This is a genomic window from Frigoribacterium sp. ACAM 257, from assembly GCF_007954365.1.
Taxonomy (GTDB): Bacteria; Actinomycetota; Actinomycetes; order Actinomycetales; family Microbacteriaceae; genus Frigoribacterium.
The window spans coordinates 454,889-473,972 of record NZ_VOLO01000003.1; the positions used below are offsets into that span (position 1 = coordinate 454,889).

11 protein-coding genes are annotated in these 19,084 nt (G+C 72.8%); 8 read left to right on the forward strand and 3 right to left on the reverse strand.

Features of this window, described 5'->3' with window-relative positions:
- Positions 1-174 precede the first annotated feature (174 nt).
- From ES689_RS11965 to ES689_RS11975, 3 genes are all read left to right on the forward strand, one after another.
- Positions 175-1,722: a carboxylesterase/lipase family protein gene (locus ES689_RS11965; RefSeq protein ID WP_146904676.1), complete on the forward strand. Its 1,548-nt coding sequence runs from the start codon at positions 175-177 to the stop codon at positions 1,720-1,722.
- A 152-nt stretch (positions 1,723-1,874) separates the two neighbouring features.
- Positions 1,875-3,176 carry an inorganic phosphate transporter gene (locus ES689_RS11970; protein WP_146904679.1) on the forward strand — a complete coding sequence of 434 codons (1,302 nt, stop codon included), beginning with the start codon at positions 1,875-1,877 and terminating at the stop codon, positions 3,174-3,176.
- Positions 3,173-3,385 (forward strand): hypothetical protein, encoded by a 213-nt coding sequence (locus ES689_RS11975; RefSeq protein ID WP_146904682.1) that lies wholly within the window; start codon positions 3,173-3,175, stop codon positions 3,383-3,385. Before ES689_RS11970 ends, ES689_RS11975 begins: the two co-directional genes overlap by 4 nt.
- A gap of 544 nt (positions 3,386-3,929) precedes the next feature.
- On the opposite strand, the gene ES689_RS11980 is transcribed toward ES689_RS11975, so the two are convergent.
- Positions 3,930-5,456 (reverse strand): MFS transporter, encoded by a 1,527-nt coding sequence (locus ES689_RS11980; protein ID WP_146904685.1) that lies wholly within the window; start codon positions 5,454-5,456, stop codon positions 3,930-3,932.
- A 312-nt stretch (positions 5,457-5,768) separates the two neighbouring features.
- Between ES689_RS11980 and ES689_RS11985 the strand changes: the two genes are divergently transcribed.
- The 4 genes from ES689_RS11985 (at position 5,769) to ES689_RS12000 (ending at position 14,816) form a co-directional block, all read left to right on the forward strand.
- Positions 5,769-7,400: an aspartate ammonia-lyase gene (locus ES689_RS11985; RefSeq protein ID WP_223269567.1), complete on the forward strand. Its 1,632-nt coding sequence runs from the start codon at positions 5,769-5,771 to the stop codon at positions 7,398-7,400.
- A 119-nt stretch (positions 7,401-7,519) separates the two neighbouring features.
- A complete protein-coding gene (locus tag ES689_RS11990; protein WP_146904690.1) occupies positions 7,520-8,842 on the forward strand; it encodes an LCP family protein in 1,323 nt (440 codons plus the stop codon).
- 157 nt (positions 8,843-8,999) lie between these two features.
- On the forward strand, positions 9,000-10,583 hold the full coding sequence (locus ES689_RS11995; RefSeq protein ID WP_223269568.1) for an endo-1,4-beta-xylanase: 1,584 nt from the start codon (positions 9,000-9,002) through the stop codon (positions 10,581-10,583).
- Between the two features lie 267 nt (positions 10,584-10,850).
- The gene (locus ES689_RS12000) at positions 10,851-14,816 is read left to right on the forward strand and encodes an Ig-like domain-containing protein (protein WP_146904696.1); all 3,966 of its coding nucleotides are present in this window, start codon (positions 10,851-10,853) and stop codon (positions 14,814-14,816) included.
- Between the two features lie 166 nt (positions 14,817-14,982).
- Here the strand turns inward: ES689_RS12000 and ES689_RS12005 are convergent, their stop codons facing one another.
- Entirely contained in the window at positions 14,983-16,164 is a 1,182-nt protein-coding gene (locus tag ES689_RS12005; RefSeq protein WP_146904699.1) for a YihY/virulence factor BrkB family protein, read from the reverse strand.
- Positions 16,165-16,295: 131 nt separating this feature from the next.
- Between ES689_RS12005 and ES689_RS12010 the strand changes: the two genes are divergently transcribed.
- The gene (locus ES689_RS12010; RefSeq protein ID WP_146904702.1) at positions 16,296-17,678 is read left to right on the forward strand and encodes a PrsW family intramembrane metalloprotease; all 1,383 of its coding nucleotides are present in this window, start codon (positions 16,296-16,298) and stop codon (positions 17,676-17,678) included.
- A gap of 27 nt (positions 17,679-17,705) precedes the next feature.
- Here ES689_RS12010 and ES689_RS12015 read toward each other — a convergent pair whose 3' ends face one another.
- Positions 17,706-19,037, reverse strand: coding sequence for an MFS transporter (locus ES689_RS12015; RefSeq protein WP_146904705.1), 1,332 nt, complete (start codon positions 19,035-19,037; stop codon positions 17,706-17,708).
- Positions 19,038-19,084 lie beyond the last annotated feature (47 nt).

Here is a 19,084-nt window from a genome sequence, read left to right on the forward strand (position 1 = left end):
GTTCCGTCGGTGCAGAAGTGCAGCGTGTGAAGTCGTTCACCAGTCTCTCAGGCGGCACCTCGGAGAACTCCGGATGAACGACGGTCGTCGGGCGGACGGCCGGTGCGCGACAGCCTCGCGAGGTGTCCCTGACCGGTGCCCGCGGCGTCCGCCTCCTGCTCGTAGAGTCGGGTCGTGACCCCTGCCCCCGACGACGACGCCCTGCTGCGCGAGACCACGGGGGGACTCGTCCGCGGGGTGCCTCGGAGGGGCGTGCTCGCCTGGCGAGGCATCCCGTACGCCGCGGCCCCCACGGGCGCTCGCCGCTTCCGGGCCCCGGCCCCGGCGGCTCCCTGGCAGGGCGTCCGCGACGCGGCCGAGTTCGGCCCGGCCGCCCCGCAGGACAGGGGCCAGTTCGTCGGCGTCGACCGACGCACGCCCCTCGACGAGGACTGCCTCACCGCCAACGTCCTGGCGCCCCGCGGGGCGCGGCCGGGCGACCGCCTGCCGGTGCTCGTCTACGTCCACGGAGGTGCCTACAGCGTCGGCTCGTCGCGCGAGTACCCGAGACAGGGCGAGACCCTCGTGCGCGACTCAGGGCTCGTCTACGTCAGCATCAACTACCGGCTGGGCGCGCTCGGCTGGCTCGACCTCTCCCACTGGTCGACGCCAGAGCGCCCGGTCGAGTCGAACCTGGGGCTCCGCGACCAGGTGGCGGCGCTCGAGTGGGTGCGCGACAACGTCGCGGCGTTCGGGGGAGACCCGGACGCGGTCACCCTCTCCGGCGAGAGCTCGGGCGGCAACGCGGTGACGACTCTGATGACGGTGCCGTCGGCCCGTGGCCTCTTCGCCCGGGCGATCGCGCAGAGCTCGCCGACCAACGCCGTCTACCTGCCCGCCGTCACGCAGCGCTGGGCGGGCGAGTTCCTCGAGCTGCTGAGCCACCAGGTCGGCGACGACGACCTCGAGTCGACCTCGCTCGACGACGCGGCGCGGATGCTCGAGGAGGCGCCGGTCGCGTCGATCGTGCGGGCGGCGGCGGAGCTGCAGCTGCGCACCCCGGACGAGGAGCCGGGCACGATCTGCTTCTGCCCGGTGATCGACGGCGACGTGCTGCCGGAACGGCCCCTCGACGCCTTCAAGGCGGGCCGGGCCCACCCGGTGCCCCTGATCATCGGCACGAACGACCGCGAGGGATCGGTCTTCACCGGCCGCAGGGACATCCTCGCGACGACGAAGCCGCGCATCCGTGCGATCTTCGCCGCAACCGCGAAGCCGTCCCGCAAGGCGCTGAAGAAGCTGTACCCGGGGCTGCCGGACCGGCCGGCGGCGCTCGACTTCGGCGGCGACTACGCGTTCTGGTTCCCGTCGATCAAGGTGGCCGAGCGGCACGCCCGCCACCAGCCCGTGCGGTTCTACCGGTTCGACGCCGCGCCGCGAATCCTCCGCGTGGCCGGGGTCGACGCGTTCCACGGCCTCGAGCTCTGGGCGCTCTACGACCGGATGCGCACGCCGTTCGGCTGGGCGATGAGCCTCCTCGGCGGCCGACGGGCCTTCCTCCGCACCGCCGCCCGCATGCGCGCCCGCTGGGTCGAGTTCGTCCAGACGGGAGTGGTCGCCGACTGGCCCGTCTACGAGCCGGAGCACCGTCGCACGCTGGTCATCGACGACGTCGACCGCATCGAGGAGGATCCGCGCGGAGACCGCCGCCGCGCCTGGCAGGAGTTCGTGCCGCACGTCTGAGGGGAGCGGGAGAGGACACCGCCCGGCGGAGCGGGTCGCTGCTCGCGCCGCGCGCTCGGCTCGCAGTCGTCGGACACCTGCCGTCCACCTCCTCGATGCGCGCCGTGCACAGTCGAGTTGACCGCCGTTCACCGGGGTGCGAGTGTTGCCCGGTGGATCTCACGCTCATCGTCGTCCTGGTCATCGTCCTGGCCCTCTTCTTCGACTTCACGAACGGGTTCCACGACACGGCCAACGCCATGGCGACCCCGATCGCGACGGGGGCGATGAAGCCCAAGGTCGCGGTGACCGTGGCGGCCGTCCTCAACCTGGTGGGCGCCTTCCTCAGCACCGAGGTGGCGAAGACGGTCTCGGGCGGCATCATCCGCGAGGGCGACGGCGGGGTGCAGATCTCGCCGGAGATGATCTTCGCGGGCCTGATCGGCGCCGTCGTCTGGAACATGTTCACGTGGCTGCGCGGCCTGCCGTCGAGCTCGTCGCACGCGCTCTTCGGCGGGCTGATCGGCGCGGCGGTCGTGGGCGCCGGCCTCAGCTCGGTCGACTTCTCGGTCGTGCTCTCGAAGGTCGTGCTGCCCGCACTGCTCGCACCGCTGATCGCGGGCCTCGTGGGCTACACGGCCACGCGGCTGGCCTACCGGATCACGCGCCGGCGCGACGACAAGAGCGAGCGGGGCGGGTTCCGCTACGGCCAGATCTTCACGTCGTCGCTCGTCGCGCTGGCGCACGGCACGAACGACGCCCAGAAGACGATGGGCGTCATCACCCTGACCCTGATCGCGTCGGGCGCCCTCGGAGCAGGCTCCGGCCCGCCCCTCTGGGTCGTCGTGGTCTGCGCCTTCGCGATCGCGCTCGGCACCTACACCGGCGGCTGGCGGATCATCCAGACCATGGGAGGCGGCCTCACCGAGGTCAAGCCGACCCAGGGCTTCTCCGCCGAGGCCTCCACCACGGCCACCGTGCTGGCGTCGAGCCACCTCGGCTTCGCGCTCTCGACGACGCAGGTCGCGAGCGGCTCGATCATCGGGGCCGGGCTCGGACGCCGCGGCGCCAAGATCCAGTGGAGCACCGCCGGCAAGATCGTCGCCGCCTGGTTCATCACCCTGCCCGCGAGCGCCGCCGTGGGAGCCGTCGCCGCCTTCATCGCCTCCGCGGGCATCGTCGGGCTCGTCGTCGACGCCGTCGTCGGGGTCGCGGTCATCGGCGGGATCTTCCTGCTCTCGCGCCGTCGCCCGCACGACCAGTCGGCCGCCATGGAGGTCGACGTCGCCGCGACCAGCGTGCTGTCACGCCGCCGTGCCCGCCGCGCCGAGAAGAAGGGCCGCGTCGACACGCCCGCCGGGGGAGTGGAGGCGCCGTTCGTCCGGCTCGACGACCCGCCCGCCGCCGCCGCCGCGACGGCGACCGCTGACCGTACCGACCGCACCGACCGCACCGACGACGGGACGACCCGATGAGCATCGACTGGTCCGCCTTCCTCACCGTCGCGTTGGTGTCGCTGTTCTCCGCAGCGGCCCTGGTGGCGGTCTACTCGCTGGGGCTCCGCCTCCTCACGGTCGACGACCGGAGCCCCGTGCGCACGGTCGCCGGCTACGCGTGCTTCGTCCTCTGTGGCCTCGGAGTCCTCTACGGCATCTACCTGATCGTCCCTGCGCTGCACCGCTGACCGCGTCGCGACTCGCGCGTCTGCCTGCCGCACGCCCGCTGCTCGAGTGCCGGTCCCTGACGTCCAGGGCGGGTCGCTCGCGTCGAGGGCGGGTCGCTCGCGTCGAGGGCGGGTCAAACGGGTCGAGGGCGGGTAGCTGACGACCCGCCCTCGACCCGGAACACCCGCCCTCGGCGGCTACGAGGCATCCGGGCAGCACGCTCCCTCAGGACCGTGCGCAGCCGCCTCCTCGCAGACCTCGCTTGATTCAGGACCAGGGCATCGCGATCTCCTGTGTCGTGCACGATTCAGGACTCGCGATCCTGGGCAACGCGTTCTCAGGATCGATGTCCCTGAGAAGGGGAGAGCAGCGGCGGCACCAGGGCGAAGGACCGAGCGGGAGCTTCGCTCAGACCTCGCACAATTCAGGACCCGCGCGTCATGAAGTCCTGAGTCGTGCATCGTTCAGGACCCACCTGCCCCTGCCCGCGCGGATCAGGAGCGATGTTCCTGAATGAGGAGAGCGCAGGGGCGCACACGCAGGGCAGAGCCGAGGAGGCGCGGGTCAGCGCGTGCGCACCGGCCCGGTCGGCAGCGCCGCGTCCGCGTACACGGGCCCACGCCGCGGGATCGCGACGGCGAGCAGCACGCTGAGCAGCGCCACGGCCCCGCCGAGCACGAACGTCAGGCGGAACCCGGCCTCCGTCGGCACCGAGGCGTCCCCGAACGGCATCGAGTTGGCGGTGAGCAGCAGCCCCACGACGGCCGAGGCGCTGGTCGTGCCGAGCGAGCGCATCAGGGTGTTCAGGCCGTTGGCCGCGGCAGTCTCGGTCGCGGGCACGGCGTGCATGATCAGCGTGGGCATGGCCGCGTAGGCGAGTCCGATGCCGAAGCCGATCAGCACCGAGACGAGCACGATCTGCCAGACCTGGTCGAACGCGACCGCCGCGACGGCGTAGCTCACGACGATGATCGACCCTCCGACGACGAGGCAGATGCGGGCGCCGAAACGCGCCGTGGCCCGTGCGGCGACCGGCGCCATCAGCATCATCACGACGCCCGACGGCGCGAGGCAGAGCGACGCGACCATGATGCTCTGGCCGAGGCCCACGCCGGTCTCGGCGGGCAGCTCGAGCAGCTGCGGCAGCGACACGTTGCTGCCGAAGAGCGCGAAGCCGAGCGCGACGGACGCCAGGTTCGTCAGCAGCACCGCGGGTCGCACGGCGACGCGCAGGTCGACCAGCGGGCTGCTGACCCGCAGCTGGTAGAAGCCCCACAGCACCAGCACGGCGAGGCCCACCAGGCCGGAGGCGAGGGTCGAGCTGCTGAGCCAGCCCCAGTCGTTCCCCTTCGAGACCGCGAGCAGCACGCCGGTGAGCCCGACGGCGAGGCCGATCGCTCCCGGCAGGTCGAAGCGGCCCTCGGTCCGGAGCGTGCTGGCGGGCACGAGCCAGGCCACGAGGGCGAAGACGACGACGCCGAGCAGGGCAGCGGTCCAGAAGAGGACGTGCCAGTCGAAGGTGACCGAGATCCAGGCGCTGAGCGGCAGGCCGACCGCGCCGCCGAAGCCGAGGGTGGCGCTGACGAGCGCGACGGCCCCGCCGAGGCGCTCGGCGGGCAGCGTGTCGCGGAGGATGCTGATCGCCAGGGGGATGATGCCGAGGGCGGTGCCCTGCAGCGCGCGTCCGACGATCAGGGGCACGAGCTCCGACGTGGAGGCGGCGACGATCGACCCGACGATCATCACGACGACCAGGGCGAGCACGATGCGGCGCTTGCCCATCAGGTCGCCGAGGCGTCCTGCGATCGGGGTGACGACGGCTCCGGCGAGCAGGGTCGCGGTGATGATCCACGTCGTGTCGGCGGGGTCGGCGTCGAGCAGCTCCGGGAACGACGGGACGATCGGGATGACGAGCATCTGCATCAGCGCCGCGACGAGGCCGGAGAAGGCCAGCACGGCGGTGACGACACGAGGATCGGGCGTCCGCGTGAGTCGGCGGCGGTCGGCGGGGGTGAGCGCCGACGAGCCCCCGGGCGCGGGGTCGCCCTCGGGGGCGTCGGGGCGGGCGTCGTCGTGTGTCGTCGTGGTCATGCGTCTTCTCGGCTGGCGGCCCGGAGGCGGCGGTCGGGTGGGCGGCACGCGGCGCTGCGGTCCTGAGGTGGGCGGTGCTCGTCGAGCGTGCGGCAGCACGTCTGTCGACCGTGCGGCGGGCATCGGTGCAGGGGCTGCAACGCGGGCGGCGTCGAGAAGCTTCCCACGGTCCGGGACGCTGGTCGACACCTGTCGACGATGTGCGCTCGGCCCGGCCTGCGCCTCCTCGGCTCGGTAGGCTCGGCAGCGGCCGACCGTCACGGCTCACGAGGTCGTGGCGGCGAACGACGACGACGACGGAGGCACGACACCGTGACGACCGACAGCACCCGCACCGACGACCACCACGGTGCCGGCACCGACGACCTCGACGGACGGCCCGGTGAGCGGTCGGCCGACCAGACGGGCGAGCAGCCGACGTCGCGCGGGCGACGCGCGGCAGGCCCGAGCACGCGCACCGAGACCGACTCCCTGGGCAGTCGTGAGGTCCCGGCCGACGCCTACTGGGGCATCCACACGGCGCGGGCGCTCGAGAACTTCCCCATCAGCCAGCGGCCGATCTCGGTCTACCCCGACCTCGTGATCGCGCTCGCGCTCGTCAAGCAGGCCGCCGCACGGGCCAACGTCGAGATCGGCGTGCTCGAGCGCCACAAGGCCGACGCCATCGAGCAGGCCTGCGTCGAGATCCGCGGGGGAGCGCTGCACGACGAGTTCGCCGTCGGGGTGATCCAGGGAGGCGCGGGCACGAGCACGAACATGAACAGCAACGAGGTGATCGCCAACAGGGCCCTGGAGCTGATGGGCCACCCCAAGGGCGACTACGTCCACCTGCACCCCATCGACGACGTCAACCGCAGCCAGAGCACGAACGACACGTACCCGACCTCGGTGAAGATCGCGATGGTCCTGACGCTCCGCCGCCTCCTCGACGAGCTCGACCTGCTCGCCACGGCCTTCGCGACCAAGGGCGCCGAGTTCCACGACGTGCTGAAGGTCGGCCGGACGCAGCTGCAGGACGCCGTGCCGATGACCCTCGGCCAGGAGTTCGTCGGCTTCGCCCACACCCTGGGCGAGGACGTTCAGCGCCTCCGCGACGTCGTCCCCCTGCTCGGCGAGATCAACCTCGGCGCCACCGCGATCGGCACCGGCATCACGGCCGACCCGCAGTACGCGGACGCCGTGCGCCGCCACCTCAGCGAGCTGTCGGGCATGGAGCTCGTCACGGCCCCTGACCTGATCGAGGCGACGAGCGACACCGGCGTCTTCATGACGCTCAGCGGCGCGCTCAAGCGAAGCGCGATCAAGCTCTCGAAGATCTGCAACGACCTGCGCCTGTTGTCGTCCGGTCCGCAGGCCGGCATCGGCGAGATCACGCTGCCGCCGCGCCAGGCCGGTTCGTCGATCATGCCGGGCAAGGTGAACCCGGTGATCCCCGAGGTCGTCAACCAGGTCGCGTTCTCGGTCGCCGGCGCCGACGTGACGGTCACGATGGCGGCGGAGGCAGGCCAGCTGCAGCTCAACGCGTTCGAGCCCGTCATCACGCACTCGGTGATGCAGAGCCTCCAGTGGATGACGTACGCCTGCCGCACCCTGCGGGTGAACTGCGTCGACGGCATCGAGGCGAACCGCGCCCGCCTCACGCAGCAGGTCGAGACGAACGTCGGCAGCGTCACCGCGCTGACCCCGTACATCGGCTACTCGGCCGCCGCCGCGATCGCCCACACCGCCCTCACGACGAACGCGCCCATCGCCCGGCTCGTCGTCGCGGCCGGCCTGATGAGCGAGGCGCAGGTGCAGAAGGTGCTGTCGCCCGCACGCCTGTCCGGTCTCGAGGCCGTGACGAGCGCCATCCCGATCATCGACGTCGACGACCCGGCGGCCGCCGTGGCCCGCGCCGCGAACGCGACCGGGGTGCGCAACCCGGGTGACGAGACCGCGGGCTGAGGGCCGGCCCGGGGGCTGCCCCGGGCTGGACCACGGGCGCTTCTCGGCGGGGATCGCCGGCGGTACGGCATGATGCCGGGGGAGACCCCGACAGGGGAGCGACGGGCGAGGGGCCGGACATGAGCGACGACAGAGCGGCAGAGAGCACGGGCGGGGTCGCCCGGCACGGGCGTCTGAAGAGGCGCGGACCAGCTGGCTTCGTCGTCCGCGCGCTCGGTGCCGCCCTGGCCGTGGCCCTGGTCAGCTCGACGTCCGTGGCCGCGATCGCGACGTGGCAGGTGCTCGGCGCCGCGGGGCCGACCGTGTCGCTCGCCGTCCCCGGGACGACGGCCGATCCCGTCCCCGAGCTCACCGCTCAGTCCGGCGAGGTGAACATGCTCCTGGTCGCGACGGACACCCGCCAGGACCAGGGCGCCGGCTTCGACGACCCTGCGAACCAGGCCGCCAGCCTGGGCGTCGGCAACAACGACACGACCGTCCTCGTGCACATCTCCGAGGACCACACGAACATGGCCGTGATCAGCTTCCCCCGGGATCTGATGCTCCCGGTGCCCGCCTGCACGAACGATGCCGGCGAGACGACCCCCGCCTCCTCGAAGGCCATGCTCAACACGGTGCTGGCCCGAGGCGGCGAGCAGTACGGCCTCGCCTGCGTGGCGAGCACGATCAGCCAGCTCACCGGTCTGCAGATCGACTACGCCGGCAGCATCGCCTTCGGCGGCGTCGTCTCGATGGCCGACGCCGTCGGAGGCGTCGAGGTGTGCCTGGCCACACCGATCAAGGACAACGACGTCACACCTGCCCTCGACCTGTCCGCAGGCACGCAGACCCTGACCGGTGCCGAGGCCGGAGCGTTCCTGCGGTCCCGGCACGGCGTCGGCGACGCGAGCGACCTGGGCAGGATCAGCAACCAGCAGACCTTCATGTCCGCGCTCGCCCGACAGGTCGTCTCGGCGGGCACGCTGACGGACCCGACCAAGGTCCTCCGCCTGGCGCGGACCGCGTTCGGGGCCATGACCCTCTCGGACACCCTCTCGAGCCCCACGACCCTCGCGCAGATCGCCATCGCCGTGAACACCGTCGGCCTGTCCGACATGGTGTTCCTGCAGTACCCGGTCGCCGACGACCCGGCCAACAGGAACCGCGTCGTCGTCGACGGGACCGCCGCCGAACTCCTGAACGCGACGCTCCAGGCCAACCAGCCGATCGTGCTCGCCGAGGACAGCCTCGGCCGATCTGCGATCGTGGACCCGAACGCGCCCACGCCTACGCCCGCACCCTCCCAGGACGGCCCTGCGCCCGAGCAGGACCCCGCCACGGGAGACCCCTCCGCCTCTCCCGACACGGCTTCCCCCGCAGCGCCGGCGCCGTCGGCTGTCCCGCTCCCGTCGTCCGTCTCCGGCCAGAGCGCGGACCAGGTCACCTGTGCGGTCAAGAAGTGAGCCGGGACCCGGAGGGCATCGAGGGCACCGCGCTCGACGTGTCCTGATGGCCGGCCCCGGTGGCCGGCGACGCCTCGCAGTCCGGATCGCGGCAGCCGGCCTCTGCCTCGCCCTGACGTCCTGCAGCTCGACGGTGCCGTCACCTGAGCACGACGCCGTGATCGACCTGCTGCAGCAGGACTGGCAGCACGTCCCGGGGATCGTCGCGGACGGCGACGAGCTCCGGGTGACGGCGACCGGCAGGAGCATCGTCGAGCAGGACGGCGGGGGCGGCCAGGCGGACCCGCCGATGGACCTCGCGGGGACTCATCTGGTGGGCGTGGCGGACTTCTCGTTCCGCGCCTCCTTCGCGGACGTCACCGCCGACGCCACCCTGTCCCTCCTCGACAGCCCGCCCGTGATCGCGGACGAGTTCCGACTGGAGCCCGCCGGCCTCCACCTCACCCTGAGCGGCGACGACCTGCGCATCACCGTCTTCGACGGCGCGTCCCCCGACGACGTGAGCGAGCCCCGGCCGGCCGAGGACGAGCACGTCACGCTCTCCGATCCCGAGGCTGAGCTCACCGTGGACCGTCGGGGCGGCCAGCTCGAGGTCGCGAGCGACGGCATGACGCTGTCGACGCTGCCGCTCGGCGACGTCTTCGGCTCGGGCGAGCTCTGGCTGGGCCTGTCGAGCGACGAGGGGACGTTCACGGTCGACTCGCTCACGGCCGCGGGAGGCGCCTCCCTGGCCACCGCAGGACCCGTCGCGGCCGACGCCGAACCGTCCCCGGACGGCCTCCAGGCGCTCGCCGCCCGCTCACGTCCGGACTTCCTCGTCGGCGCGGCCGTGGCACTCGGTCCCCTCGCCTCGGACGCGCACTACGCGGACGAGCTCGTGGGCGAGTTCGGCGCCCTCACCCCGGAGAACGCGATGAAGCCGCAGGCGCTCTCCCCGCGCCAGGGCGAGTACGCCTTCGCGGAGGCGGACGCCCTCCTCGATCTCGCCGAGAGCAAGGGCATCGCCGTGCACGGCCACACGGTCGCCTTCACCGAGGCGATGCCGCGCTGGATGCAGGACCTGCCCAGCGACACCGAGGACGAGCGCGAGGCCAGCGCCGAGGTCCTCCTCGGCTACGTGACGACGGTGGTCACGCACTTCCGCGGTCGGCTGGACTCGCTCGACGTCGTGAACGAGCCGTTCGACGTCGACCAGGGGACGGAGCTGCAGGAGAACACCTGGCTGCGGGTCTTCGGGCAGGACTACCCCGTGGTCGTCTCGCAGGCGGTCCACGACGCCGACCCGGAGGTGCGGCAGTTCGTCAACGAGAACGGCGCCGACGTGCCGGGGCCGCGCCAGGACGCCCTGCGGCAGCTCGTCCTCGACACGAACGCAGCGGGCGGCCACATCGACGGCGTCGGGCTCCAGACCCACATCTACGACCTCGACACGGACGCCGTCTCGGCTGACGACCTCGACACGACGCTCGACGCCTTCGAGGACGCGGGGCTGATCGTGCGCATCTCCGAGAACGACGTCACGGACGCTCAGGGCCAGGCCGCCCAGGCGGAGCAGTTCGCCACGATCCTCGCGACCTGCCTCGCCTCGGAGACCTGCGTCTCGTACACGACGTGGGGCGTCGACGACCGCTACGACTTCTTCGCCGACGACGACGGCCTCGAGCAGGGCCACGACCTGCTCTTCGACGACGGCGAGCCGACGCCCGCCTACGACGCGGTGCGGGCCGTGCTCGCGGACTGACCGGAGCGCCGCACCCGCGCCCGGCGGCGGAACACCCCGTAGTGGACGATGCACCCCGGAACGACGGGGTGCATCGTCCACTCCGGGGTGCAGGGCATGCGCACGACGCGAGAGCCGAGCCGTCCCCCCTAGCCGTGTTTGCGCAAACATCGTAGGGTCGACGAGAGGGTCGACGACGACCCCACGGTCGACGTCAGGGTCGGCCGTCAGTTCGACAGAGGGGCTGCATCGACGATGATGCGACGATCACGATCTGTACGACGCGCTGTGACGCGGCTGCTGGCGGGGGCGAGCGCCACGGCGCTGGTCGCCGTCGGGCTGGCGACGGCGCTGCCGACCACCGAGCCGGCAGGCGCGGCCACGGCGGCCGAGGGGGTGACCCTCACGCCGAACCCCTGGTACGCGGGCGACCCGTTCCAGGGGTGGGGCACGAGCCTCGTCTGGTTCGCCAACGCGACCGGCGGCTACCCCGAGGAGCTCCGCGAGGACCTCTACCAGGCGGTCTTCGGCGAGGAGGGGCTCGACCTCAACATCGCCCGCTACAACATCGGCGGCGGCAACGCGAGCGACGTCGTCGACTACCTGCGTCCCGGCGGCGCGGTCGACGGCTGGTGGGCCCCGGACGCCGACGGCAGCGAGAACACCTACGGGGGCGCCTCCACGGCGTACGCCGACCGCGAGGCCGTGCGCGCGGCCTTCGACCCCGACGACCTGTCTCAGTACGACCTCGACGCCGACGCGACGCAGCGCTGGTGGGTCGACCGCCTCGCGGCCGACGACCAGATCACGCACTGGGAGACGTTCGCGAACTCGGCGCCGTGGTTCATGACCGAGAGCGGCTACGTGTCGGGCGGGTTCGACTCGACGGCGCAGCAGCTGAGCACCGCGTCCGAGGCCGACTTCGTGACGTACCTCACGCGGGTCACCGAGCAGCTCGAGCAGACCTCGGGCATCGAGGTCGAGTCGATCGACCCGTTCAACGAGCCGAACACGAACTACTGGGGCACGACGATCCGCGACGGGCAGCCGACCGGCCGCCAGGAGGGGATGCACGTCTCTCCCGACCAGCAGGTCCGCGTGATCGCGGCGCTGCAGGCCGAGCTCGCCGAGTCCGGCACGACCACCGACGCCTTCATCGCGGCGATGGACGAGACGAACCCCGGCATCTTCGCCACGAACTGGGCGGCGTACCCGCAGGCGACGCGTGACGCGGTCGAGCGCCTGAACGTGCACACCTACGGAACGAGCGGTCGCCTCGGCGTGCGCGACCTCGCGAAGCAGGCTGACTCACCGCTCTGGATGAGCGAGATCGAGGGCAGCTGGGTCGATGGCTGGGACCCCGCGAACATCGAGAACGGCCTCGGCATGGCCGGCCGCGTGATGGACGACCTGCGCGAGCTCGAGCCCGACGCCTGGGTGCTCTGGCAGCCCGTCGAGGACCTCTACAACATGGAGCCGCAGGGCGAGGACCTCAACTGGGGCTCGATGTTCATCGACCTCGACTGCGTCCCGTTCACCGAGGACGGCGCCGAGGTCTGGAAGAGCGAGCGCCGCGTCGCGGACGCCGGGGGCGACTCCACCGCGGTCGAGCCCTGCTCGGTCGAGGTCAACTCGAAGTTCTCCGCGCTCCGCAACTTCACGAAGTTCATCCACGAGGGCGACCGGCTCGTCGCCGTGGACGACGTCGACACCACCGCGGCCGTGCGCCCCGACGGCGACGGCGCCACGCTCGTGCACCGCAACACGACGGACGCCGACCGCACGGTCACCATCGACCTGTCGCGCTTCGGCGCCGTCGACCAGGAGGCGTCGGTCACGCCCTTCACGACCACCGAGGCTCCCGAGGGCGCCGACGTCACGTCCACGGGCGTCGTGCCCGGCACGCCCGTCGCGGTCGACGTCGCCGCCGGCACCGCGACCTTGACCGTGCCCGCGAAGTCGGTCACGACGTTCGAGGTGAGCGGCGTCTCCGGCGTCGCGGCGGACGCTCCCGCCTTCGTCGACGGCCACGAGTACCAGTTCGTGGGCGTCCAGAGCGGCAAGGCGCTGGGGGCCGCGGCCGGTTCGACCGGCCCGGCGCTCGCCTCCTCGGCCACCACGGGGGAGGCGGCGGCCGGCCAGGCCTGGACCGTCCGCGCGGCCCCCACCGCGTCCGGCGACGTCCGCCGGGTGACCCTGCAGGCAGGCGACGGGCGGTACCTCGCCGCGACCTCGCGCGGCACCGAGCTGCGCGCCGTCGACGCCGCCGCGGCTGCGGCCGATCCTGCCACGCGCTGGTGGGTGACGACGACCGACGGCGAGACCTTCTCCTTCGTCGGCGACGGCGTCGCGCAGTCGCTCGACGTGGGCGGCCAGTCGACCGCCGAGGGAGCCCCGGTCGGCGTCTACGGCACGAACGGCGGCGCGAACCAGCGCTGGGCCGTCCGCGACCTGGAGCCGGCCGCGGGGCAGACCGTGGCGGTCCGGACCGACGCGGGCGTGCCTCCTGCGCTGCCCGCCACGATCGTGGCGCGCTACTCGTGGGGCACCGGAGCTGCGGCGCCCGTCACCTGGGACGCCCTCGACGCCTCTGCCTGGCAGGAGCCCGGACGGGTCGACGTGGCCGGCACGGCGACCGACGTGTTCGGGCAGTCGTTCGCGGTCACCGCGCTCGTCGACGTCGGCGGCCTGACGGTCACCGACCCGGTGTCGCTCACGGTCGCCGTGGGCAGCCCGGCGGCGGGAGTCGTCGCGGCCCTGCCCGAGACGGTGCCGGCGCGGGTGGCCGCGTCCGAGCAGACCTTCGACGTCCCGGTCGCCTGGGACGCCCAGGGGCTCACCGACGCCGACCTCGCCGCCGTGGGCGTCGTTCCCCTGACCGGCACGGCCACGGTCGACGGAGGCGCGCTGCCGGCGCGCCTGTCGTTGGTCGTCACCGAGTCGACCCTGCGCAACTTCGCCCCCGACCCTGGAGTCGCGGCCACGGCCTCGTCGACCGAGTCGGGCTACCCCGCCGACCGCACCCGCAACGGGGTGTCGGGCGACAAGGGCTGGTCGAACTGGGTCTCCTCGGGCAAGCCGGCGCAGAGCACGCTGACCTACTCCTTCGACGCAGCGCGTGACGTGTCCCAGGTCGCCGTGCAGTTCTACGCCGACGGCTCGGCCCGCAGCTGGGCCGAGAGCCTCCAGCTGCAGCAGCGCGCGGCCGACGGCACCTGGCAGCCGCTGCCCGGGTACGAGACGCCGCAGACCGTGCCGGTGCCGGCCGGCGGCGCCCCCGTCGTTACCGCGGAGTTCCCGACCGTCAGCACCTCCGGCATCCGCGTCGTGATGAACGCCTTCGCGAACACGCACCTCACCGTCAGCGAGGTGCAGCTCTTCGAGCCCGTCGCCTCCGACTCGTCGGTGAGCACGGCCGCGACCGTGCGCGTCGACGGCGTGGAGGTCGAGGGCTTCAACCCCGAGGTCGGCTCGTACGAGGTGGTCACCGCCGGTGCGCGCTGGCCGCTCGTCTCGGCGATCGCCACCGACACGACGTCGGCCGTCACGACGACGCAGGCCGACGCCGGGAACGGCGGGATCGCCACGGTGCGCATCACGTCGCCCGACGGGTCGACGACGACGGAGTACGCCATCCGCGTCGAGCGTCAGGTCGCGACGAGCTCGGCGGTCGTGGTGGGGGAGCCGCGGGTCGGCTCCGAGCTGCGGGTGAGCGTCGACGTCGACCCCGGTGACGCCGCCGTCGCCGTCGAGTGGTTCGTCGACGACGAGTCGGTCGCCCCGGTCGCCCCGGCGGTCCCGGCTGCCCCGGTCGATCCGTCGACCAGGGCTGCCGTCCTGGCCGGCGCGTTCACCGTGCCGGCGGGTGCCGAGGGCAGCGTCGTCACGGCACGTGTCACGGCGACCGCCGCCGGCTTCGTCGCCGCCGAGCCGGTCGAGACGGCGGGCGTGACGATCCTGGCGGCGCCCGTCGACCCGCCCGTCGGGGGAGGCGACCCGACCGCACCCGGCACCGGCGGAGACCCGACCGCACCGGGCACGGGACCGGGGACCGGCTCCGGCTCAGGCTCCGGCAGCTCTCCGTCGGTCGGGAACGGGCAGTCCGGCACGTCGCCGGTCGTCACGGCCGACGACGGACGACTCGCGTTCACGGGGGCGGGCCCGGCGCTCGGCGTCGTGCTCGCGGCGGGCCTCGGCCTGCTCGTCCTCGGCACGGCCCTGGTGGTCCGGCGACGGGCGAGCCGGAGGAGCTGACGCGACCCCCTCGAGGAGGCGCGGTGCCGGTCGACCGGCACCGCGCCTCCTGCGCGTCCGGCCCTCGGCGAACACCCCTGAGTGGACGATGCACCCCGATGCGACGGGGTGCATCGTCCACTCCGGGGTGCAAGGCCCGCGGCGCCGACAGCTACGGCGCCGACAGCTACGGCGTCGAGGGCTCAGGCGAACGGGCGGCGTCGACCTCGGGCGTCCGGTCGGGCCCGCGGGTGCCGTCGCCGTCCAGGTCGAGCTCGAGCGCGGCCGAGTGCGCGTGGTCGCGGTCGGTGATGTGCAGCCGCTCGCCGCGGACGTGCAGGTGGCGCAGCTCGTCGGCGTCGAGCACGCCGCCGTTCTCGCGCAGGGCCCGTTCACGGAGCGCGCGCCCGACCCTGACGTCCCACGCGCCGTTGCGGGCGAGGATGTGGTTGCGGGCGGTGTCGCGCATGGGCAGGGGGATGACCTCCTCGGCCTTGACCCCCCGGCGCAGCTGACGCATCCGGAGCACCTCGCTGTCGAGCTCGCCGCCGATGACGAGCACGAAGTTGCTGATGTACGAGTAGAGCAGCACGACCACGACGCCGCCGAGCCAGCCGTAGAAGCGGTCGTAGTTCGAGACGGTCGACACGTAGAGGGCGAAGCCGAGGGTGCAGACGGCCCAGATCACGAGCGCGAACATGGCGCCGTACGAGACCCAGCGCAGGCGGGGCGGGCGCACGTTCGGCGTGAAGTAGTAGAGCATCGCGACGGCGAAGACCGCCAGGGCCGCGATCACCGGCCACTTGACCACGTTGTAGAGCGTGAACCAGGGCTCCCCGAAGCCCGCGGCCTCGCCGATGCCCACGAACAGCGTCGGGGTCACGAGCAGCAGCGCCGCGATCACGGCGAACGACACCATCAGCACGAAGGTGACGATCATCATGTGGCCGCGGAACTTCCAGATCCGGCGCCCCTCCTCGACCTCGTAGGCGGTGTTCATCGCCCGGCCGAAGGCGGTCGTGTACGACGACAGCGACCAGAGCGTGAGCCACAGGCCGATGCCGAACGCGACGCCGGGGTTCGAGAGGCTCAGCATCTGCTCGAGCGGCCGACGCAGGGTGTCGATCGCGTCCGCGCTCAGCACGAAACGGGCGACCTCGAGGATGTCGTTCACGGCCGCCTCGCCGTCCTGGAACAGCGCCACGCCCGAGACCAGGGCCAGCGCCGTCGGCAGGATCGCCAGGGTCGAGAAGAACGTCAAGGAGGCGGCGGCGTCGATCGTGCGGTGCCTCAGGAAGTCGTGCCAGACGCGCATGACGACGTACCGGGTCGGCGACGGGTTCTCCGGGAGGGACCGCGTCGCAGACATCCCCCGAGAATACAGCGGCAGGGGTGCGGAGCGCGTCGCCGTGCGCGCGCCGGCCAGAGCGGGGTCGGGCGCTGGCCGGCGCGTCCTCGGCGCCCGGCCCGCGCCTCCTGCAGGCCCGTAGGGTCAGGGGCATGACGTGGCACGACTCCGCACCGCAACACCTGCCCGTCGGGCAGCCCGCACGGGCGCCGGAGCCCGTCTGGTGGCCCGCGCAGCCGGTCTTCGCGCAGCCTGCGCCCCGGCGTCGACCCGTCGCGAGCGGCGTCGCACTCGCCGTCGGCTTCACGGTCATCGGCGTCTTCGTGCTCGCCCTGGTCGTGTACTTCCTGATCTTCCTGTCTCCGGGCGTGATCCTCGCCGCGAGCCTGCTCGCCTTCGTGCCGCTCGCGATCGTGATGGTCGGCATCCGGCTGGTCGACCGCTGGGAGCCCGAGCCCCGAGTCGCCCTGCTCTTCGCGTTCCTCTGGGGCGCCGCCGTCTCGGTCGGCACCGCGCTCATCGTCGACCTCGTCGTCGGCTCCGTCCAGGGCCTCGTCGGCATCGGTGCGGAAGGAGGCGCGGAGGTCTTCGGCGCAGTCGTCCAGGCGCCGATCGTCGAGGAGGTCGCCAAGGGGTTCGGCGTCCTGCTGGTGCTGTGGATCTTCCGCCGGCACTTCGACGGGCCCGTCGACGGCGTCGTCTACGCCGCGACGGTGGCTGCCGGCTTCGCCTTCGTCGAGAACATCCAGTACTTCGCCCTGCAGGTCGTCGACGACCTGACGCTCGGCAGCGACGGGCTGGTCTTCGTGTTCGTGGTCCGCGCGCTGATGTCGCCGTTCGCCCACGTGATGTACACGGCGTGCACCGGCATCGCGCTCGGCTGGGCCGCCCGCCGCACGGGCCGCCTCGGCGCCATCGGCTGGTTCGCCCTGGGGGTCGTGCCCGCCGCGGCCCTGCACGCCCTCTGGAACGGCGCGCTCGTCGTCGTCGGCGACGGCTTCTTCGTCTACTACCTGCTCGTCCAGGTGCCGATCTTCGTCGCGATGGTGCTGCTGGTCGTGTTCCTGCGCCGCAACGAGCGCCGGGTGACGCACGCTCGACTCGCCGAGTACGCCGCGGTCGGCTGGTTCAGCGCCGACGAGGTCGCGATGCTCTCGACGAGCGCCGGTCGTCGCCGTGCCCGACGCTGGGCGACCGCGAACGGGACGGGGCCCGCCATGGGTCGCTTCGTCTCGGACGCCACGCGTCTCGCCTTCACGCGACAGCGGCTCGTCAAGGGCAAGAGAGGGCACGACGAGGGCGCACGCCGCGACGAGGCCGACCTGCTGGCGGCGCTCGCCGCGAGCCGGGCCGCGCTGCAGGCCCCGCCCGCGGCGTTCGTCGGGTGGCCGCAGCAGCCGGCGCTGGCCTGGCAGCAGCAGCAGCAGCCGGCGCAGCTGCAGGTGCCGCCGCAGCCCGTGCAGCAGCAGTACTGGCAGGACGGCCCTCCGACGCACGACCCCTGGGGTCGCCCCCTCCGGCCGCCCGGCTGGTGAGGTCGGCGGCGGTCGCCGCCTGCGGGGCTAGGGCGTCGGGTGCAGCGCGTCGTACTGGCGGAACGACGGCGTCAGCCGCGCCACCACCGCGATCAGCACGACGATCAACGCCCCGCCGAGCAGTGGTGGCCACGCGACGCCCGCCGCGACGACGAGCCCGACGAACAGGTCGCCGACCCGCGGTCCGCCGGTGACGACCACGATGAAGACGCCCTGGAGGCGCCCCCTCATGTGGTCGGGAGCCGCGGTCTGCAGGATGGTCGAGCGGAAGATCGAGCTCACGTTGTCGGCGGCTCCGGCTCCCGCCAGGGCGAGCGCGGCAGCGGCGAGCGCGACGAGGTCGGCCTGCCCCAGCCCCTCCGTCAGGCCGCCGTCGCCCCGGGGCGACGTGAGCGCCAGGACGAGCCCGAACGCCGCGATGCAGATCCCGTAGACGGTGATCGCCCGGTCGACGGCCCTGCCCTGGAGGCGCACGTGGCCGAGTCGACCGGAGAAGACGCTGCTCAGCAGCGCCCCCACGGCGTAGGAGGCGGTGAGCACGCCCACCGTCACCGCACCTCCTCCGATCACCACGGCCCCGACCACGGGGTAGAGCACGCGCGGCTGCCCGAAGGTCATCGCGATGATGTCGACCACGAACGTCGTCCGCACCGTCGGCGCTCGCCGCAGGAACCGCATGCCCTCGACCAGCGAGGCCAGGCCGGGCCGCTGCGCGTTCCCCTCCGGGCGGATCGGCGGCAGGGTCACGATCCCGAGGAACGCGAACGAGAAGAGCACGACGTCGACCGTGTAGGTGGGGGCGAAGCCGATGCCCGCGACGAGCACCCCCGCGAGCGCCGGCCCGACCGTGAGCATCAGCCCGGTGCCGATCCCGCCGAGCGCGGCGGCGGCGGGCAGCAGAGAGGCCGGCAGGAGGCGCGGCACGATCGACGCGCGCGAGGTCGCGATCATCGTGCCCGCGACCGCGTTCACGCAGGTCAGCACGTAGAGCAGCCCCACCTCGTGCAGGCCGAGCCAGGCGTGCAGGGCGATGGCGGCGGTCGAGAGCCAGGCGAACACGGCGGCGACGAGGGCGACCTTGCGCCGGTCGAACGCGTCGGCGAGCATGCCGCCCCAGAGCCCCGCGACGATCATGGGCACGAGCGAGACGACGCCGACCAGCGCGACGGCGACGGTCGAGCGGGTGATGTCGTAGACCTCGAGCCCGACGGCGACGAGGGTCAGCTGCGTGCCGATGCCGCTGACGGTGTTGCCGACGAAGAGCCGCGCGAAGGCAGGGCTCTGCCGCAGGGGAGTGACGTCGACGAGCACGGGGCGGCGGGACGGAGCCGGAGCAGGCGGGGGCGGGGAAGTGGTCAAGGCTCCATCATGCGCGATGCGCACCGTTCCCGGATCGACGCGCGGAC

Excerpts from the sequence above, each read along its gene's own strand:
- ES689_RS11975 (WP_146904682.1), top strand. The coding sequence starts at position 3,173 with ATGAGCATCGACTGGTCCGCCTTCCTCACCGTCGCGTTGGTGTCGCTG.
- ES689_RS11980 (WP_146904685.1), bottom strand. The coding sequence starts at position 5,456 with ATGACCACGACGACACACGACGACGCCCGCCCCGACGCCCCCGAGGGC.
- ES689_RS11990 (WP_146904690.1), top strand. The coding sequence starts at position 7,520 with ATGAGCGACGACAGAGCGGCAGAGAGCACGGGCGGGGTCGCCCGGCAC.
- ES689_RS12005 (WP_146904699.1), bottom strand. The coding sequence starts at position 16,164 with ATGTCTGCGACGCGGTCCCTCCCGGAGAACCCGTCGCCGACCCGGTAC.
- ES689_RS12010 (WP_146904702.1), top strand. The coding sequence starts at position 16,296 with ATGACGTGGCACGACTCCGCACCGCAACACCTGCCCGTCGGGCAGCCC.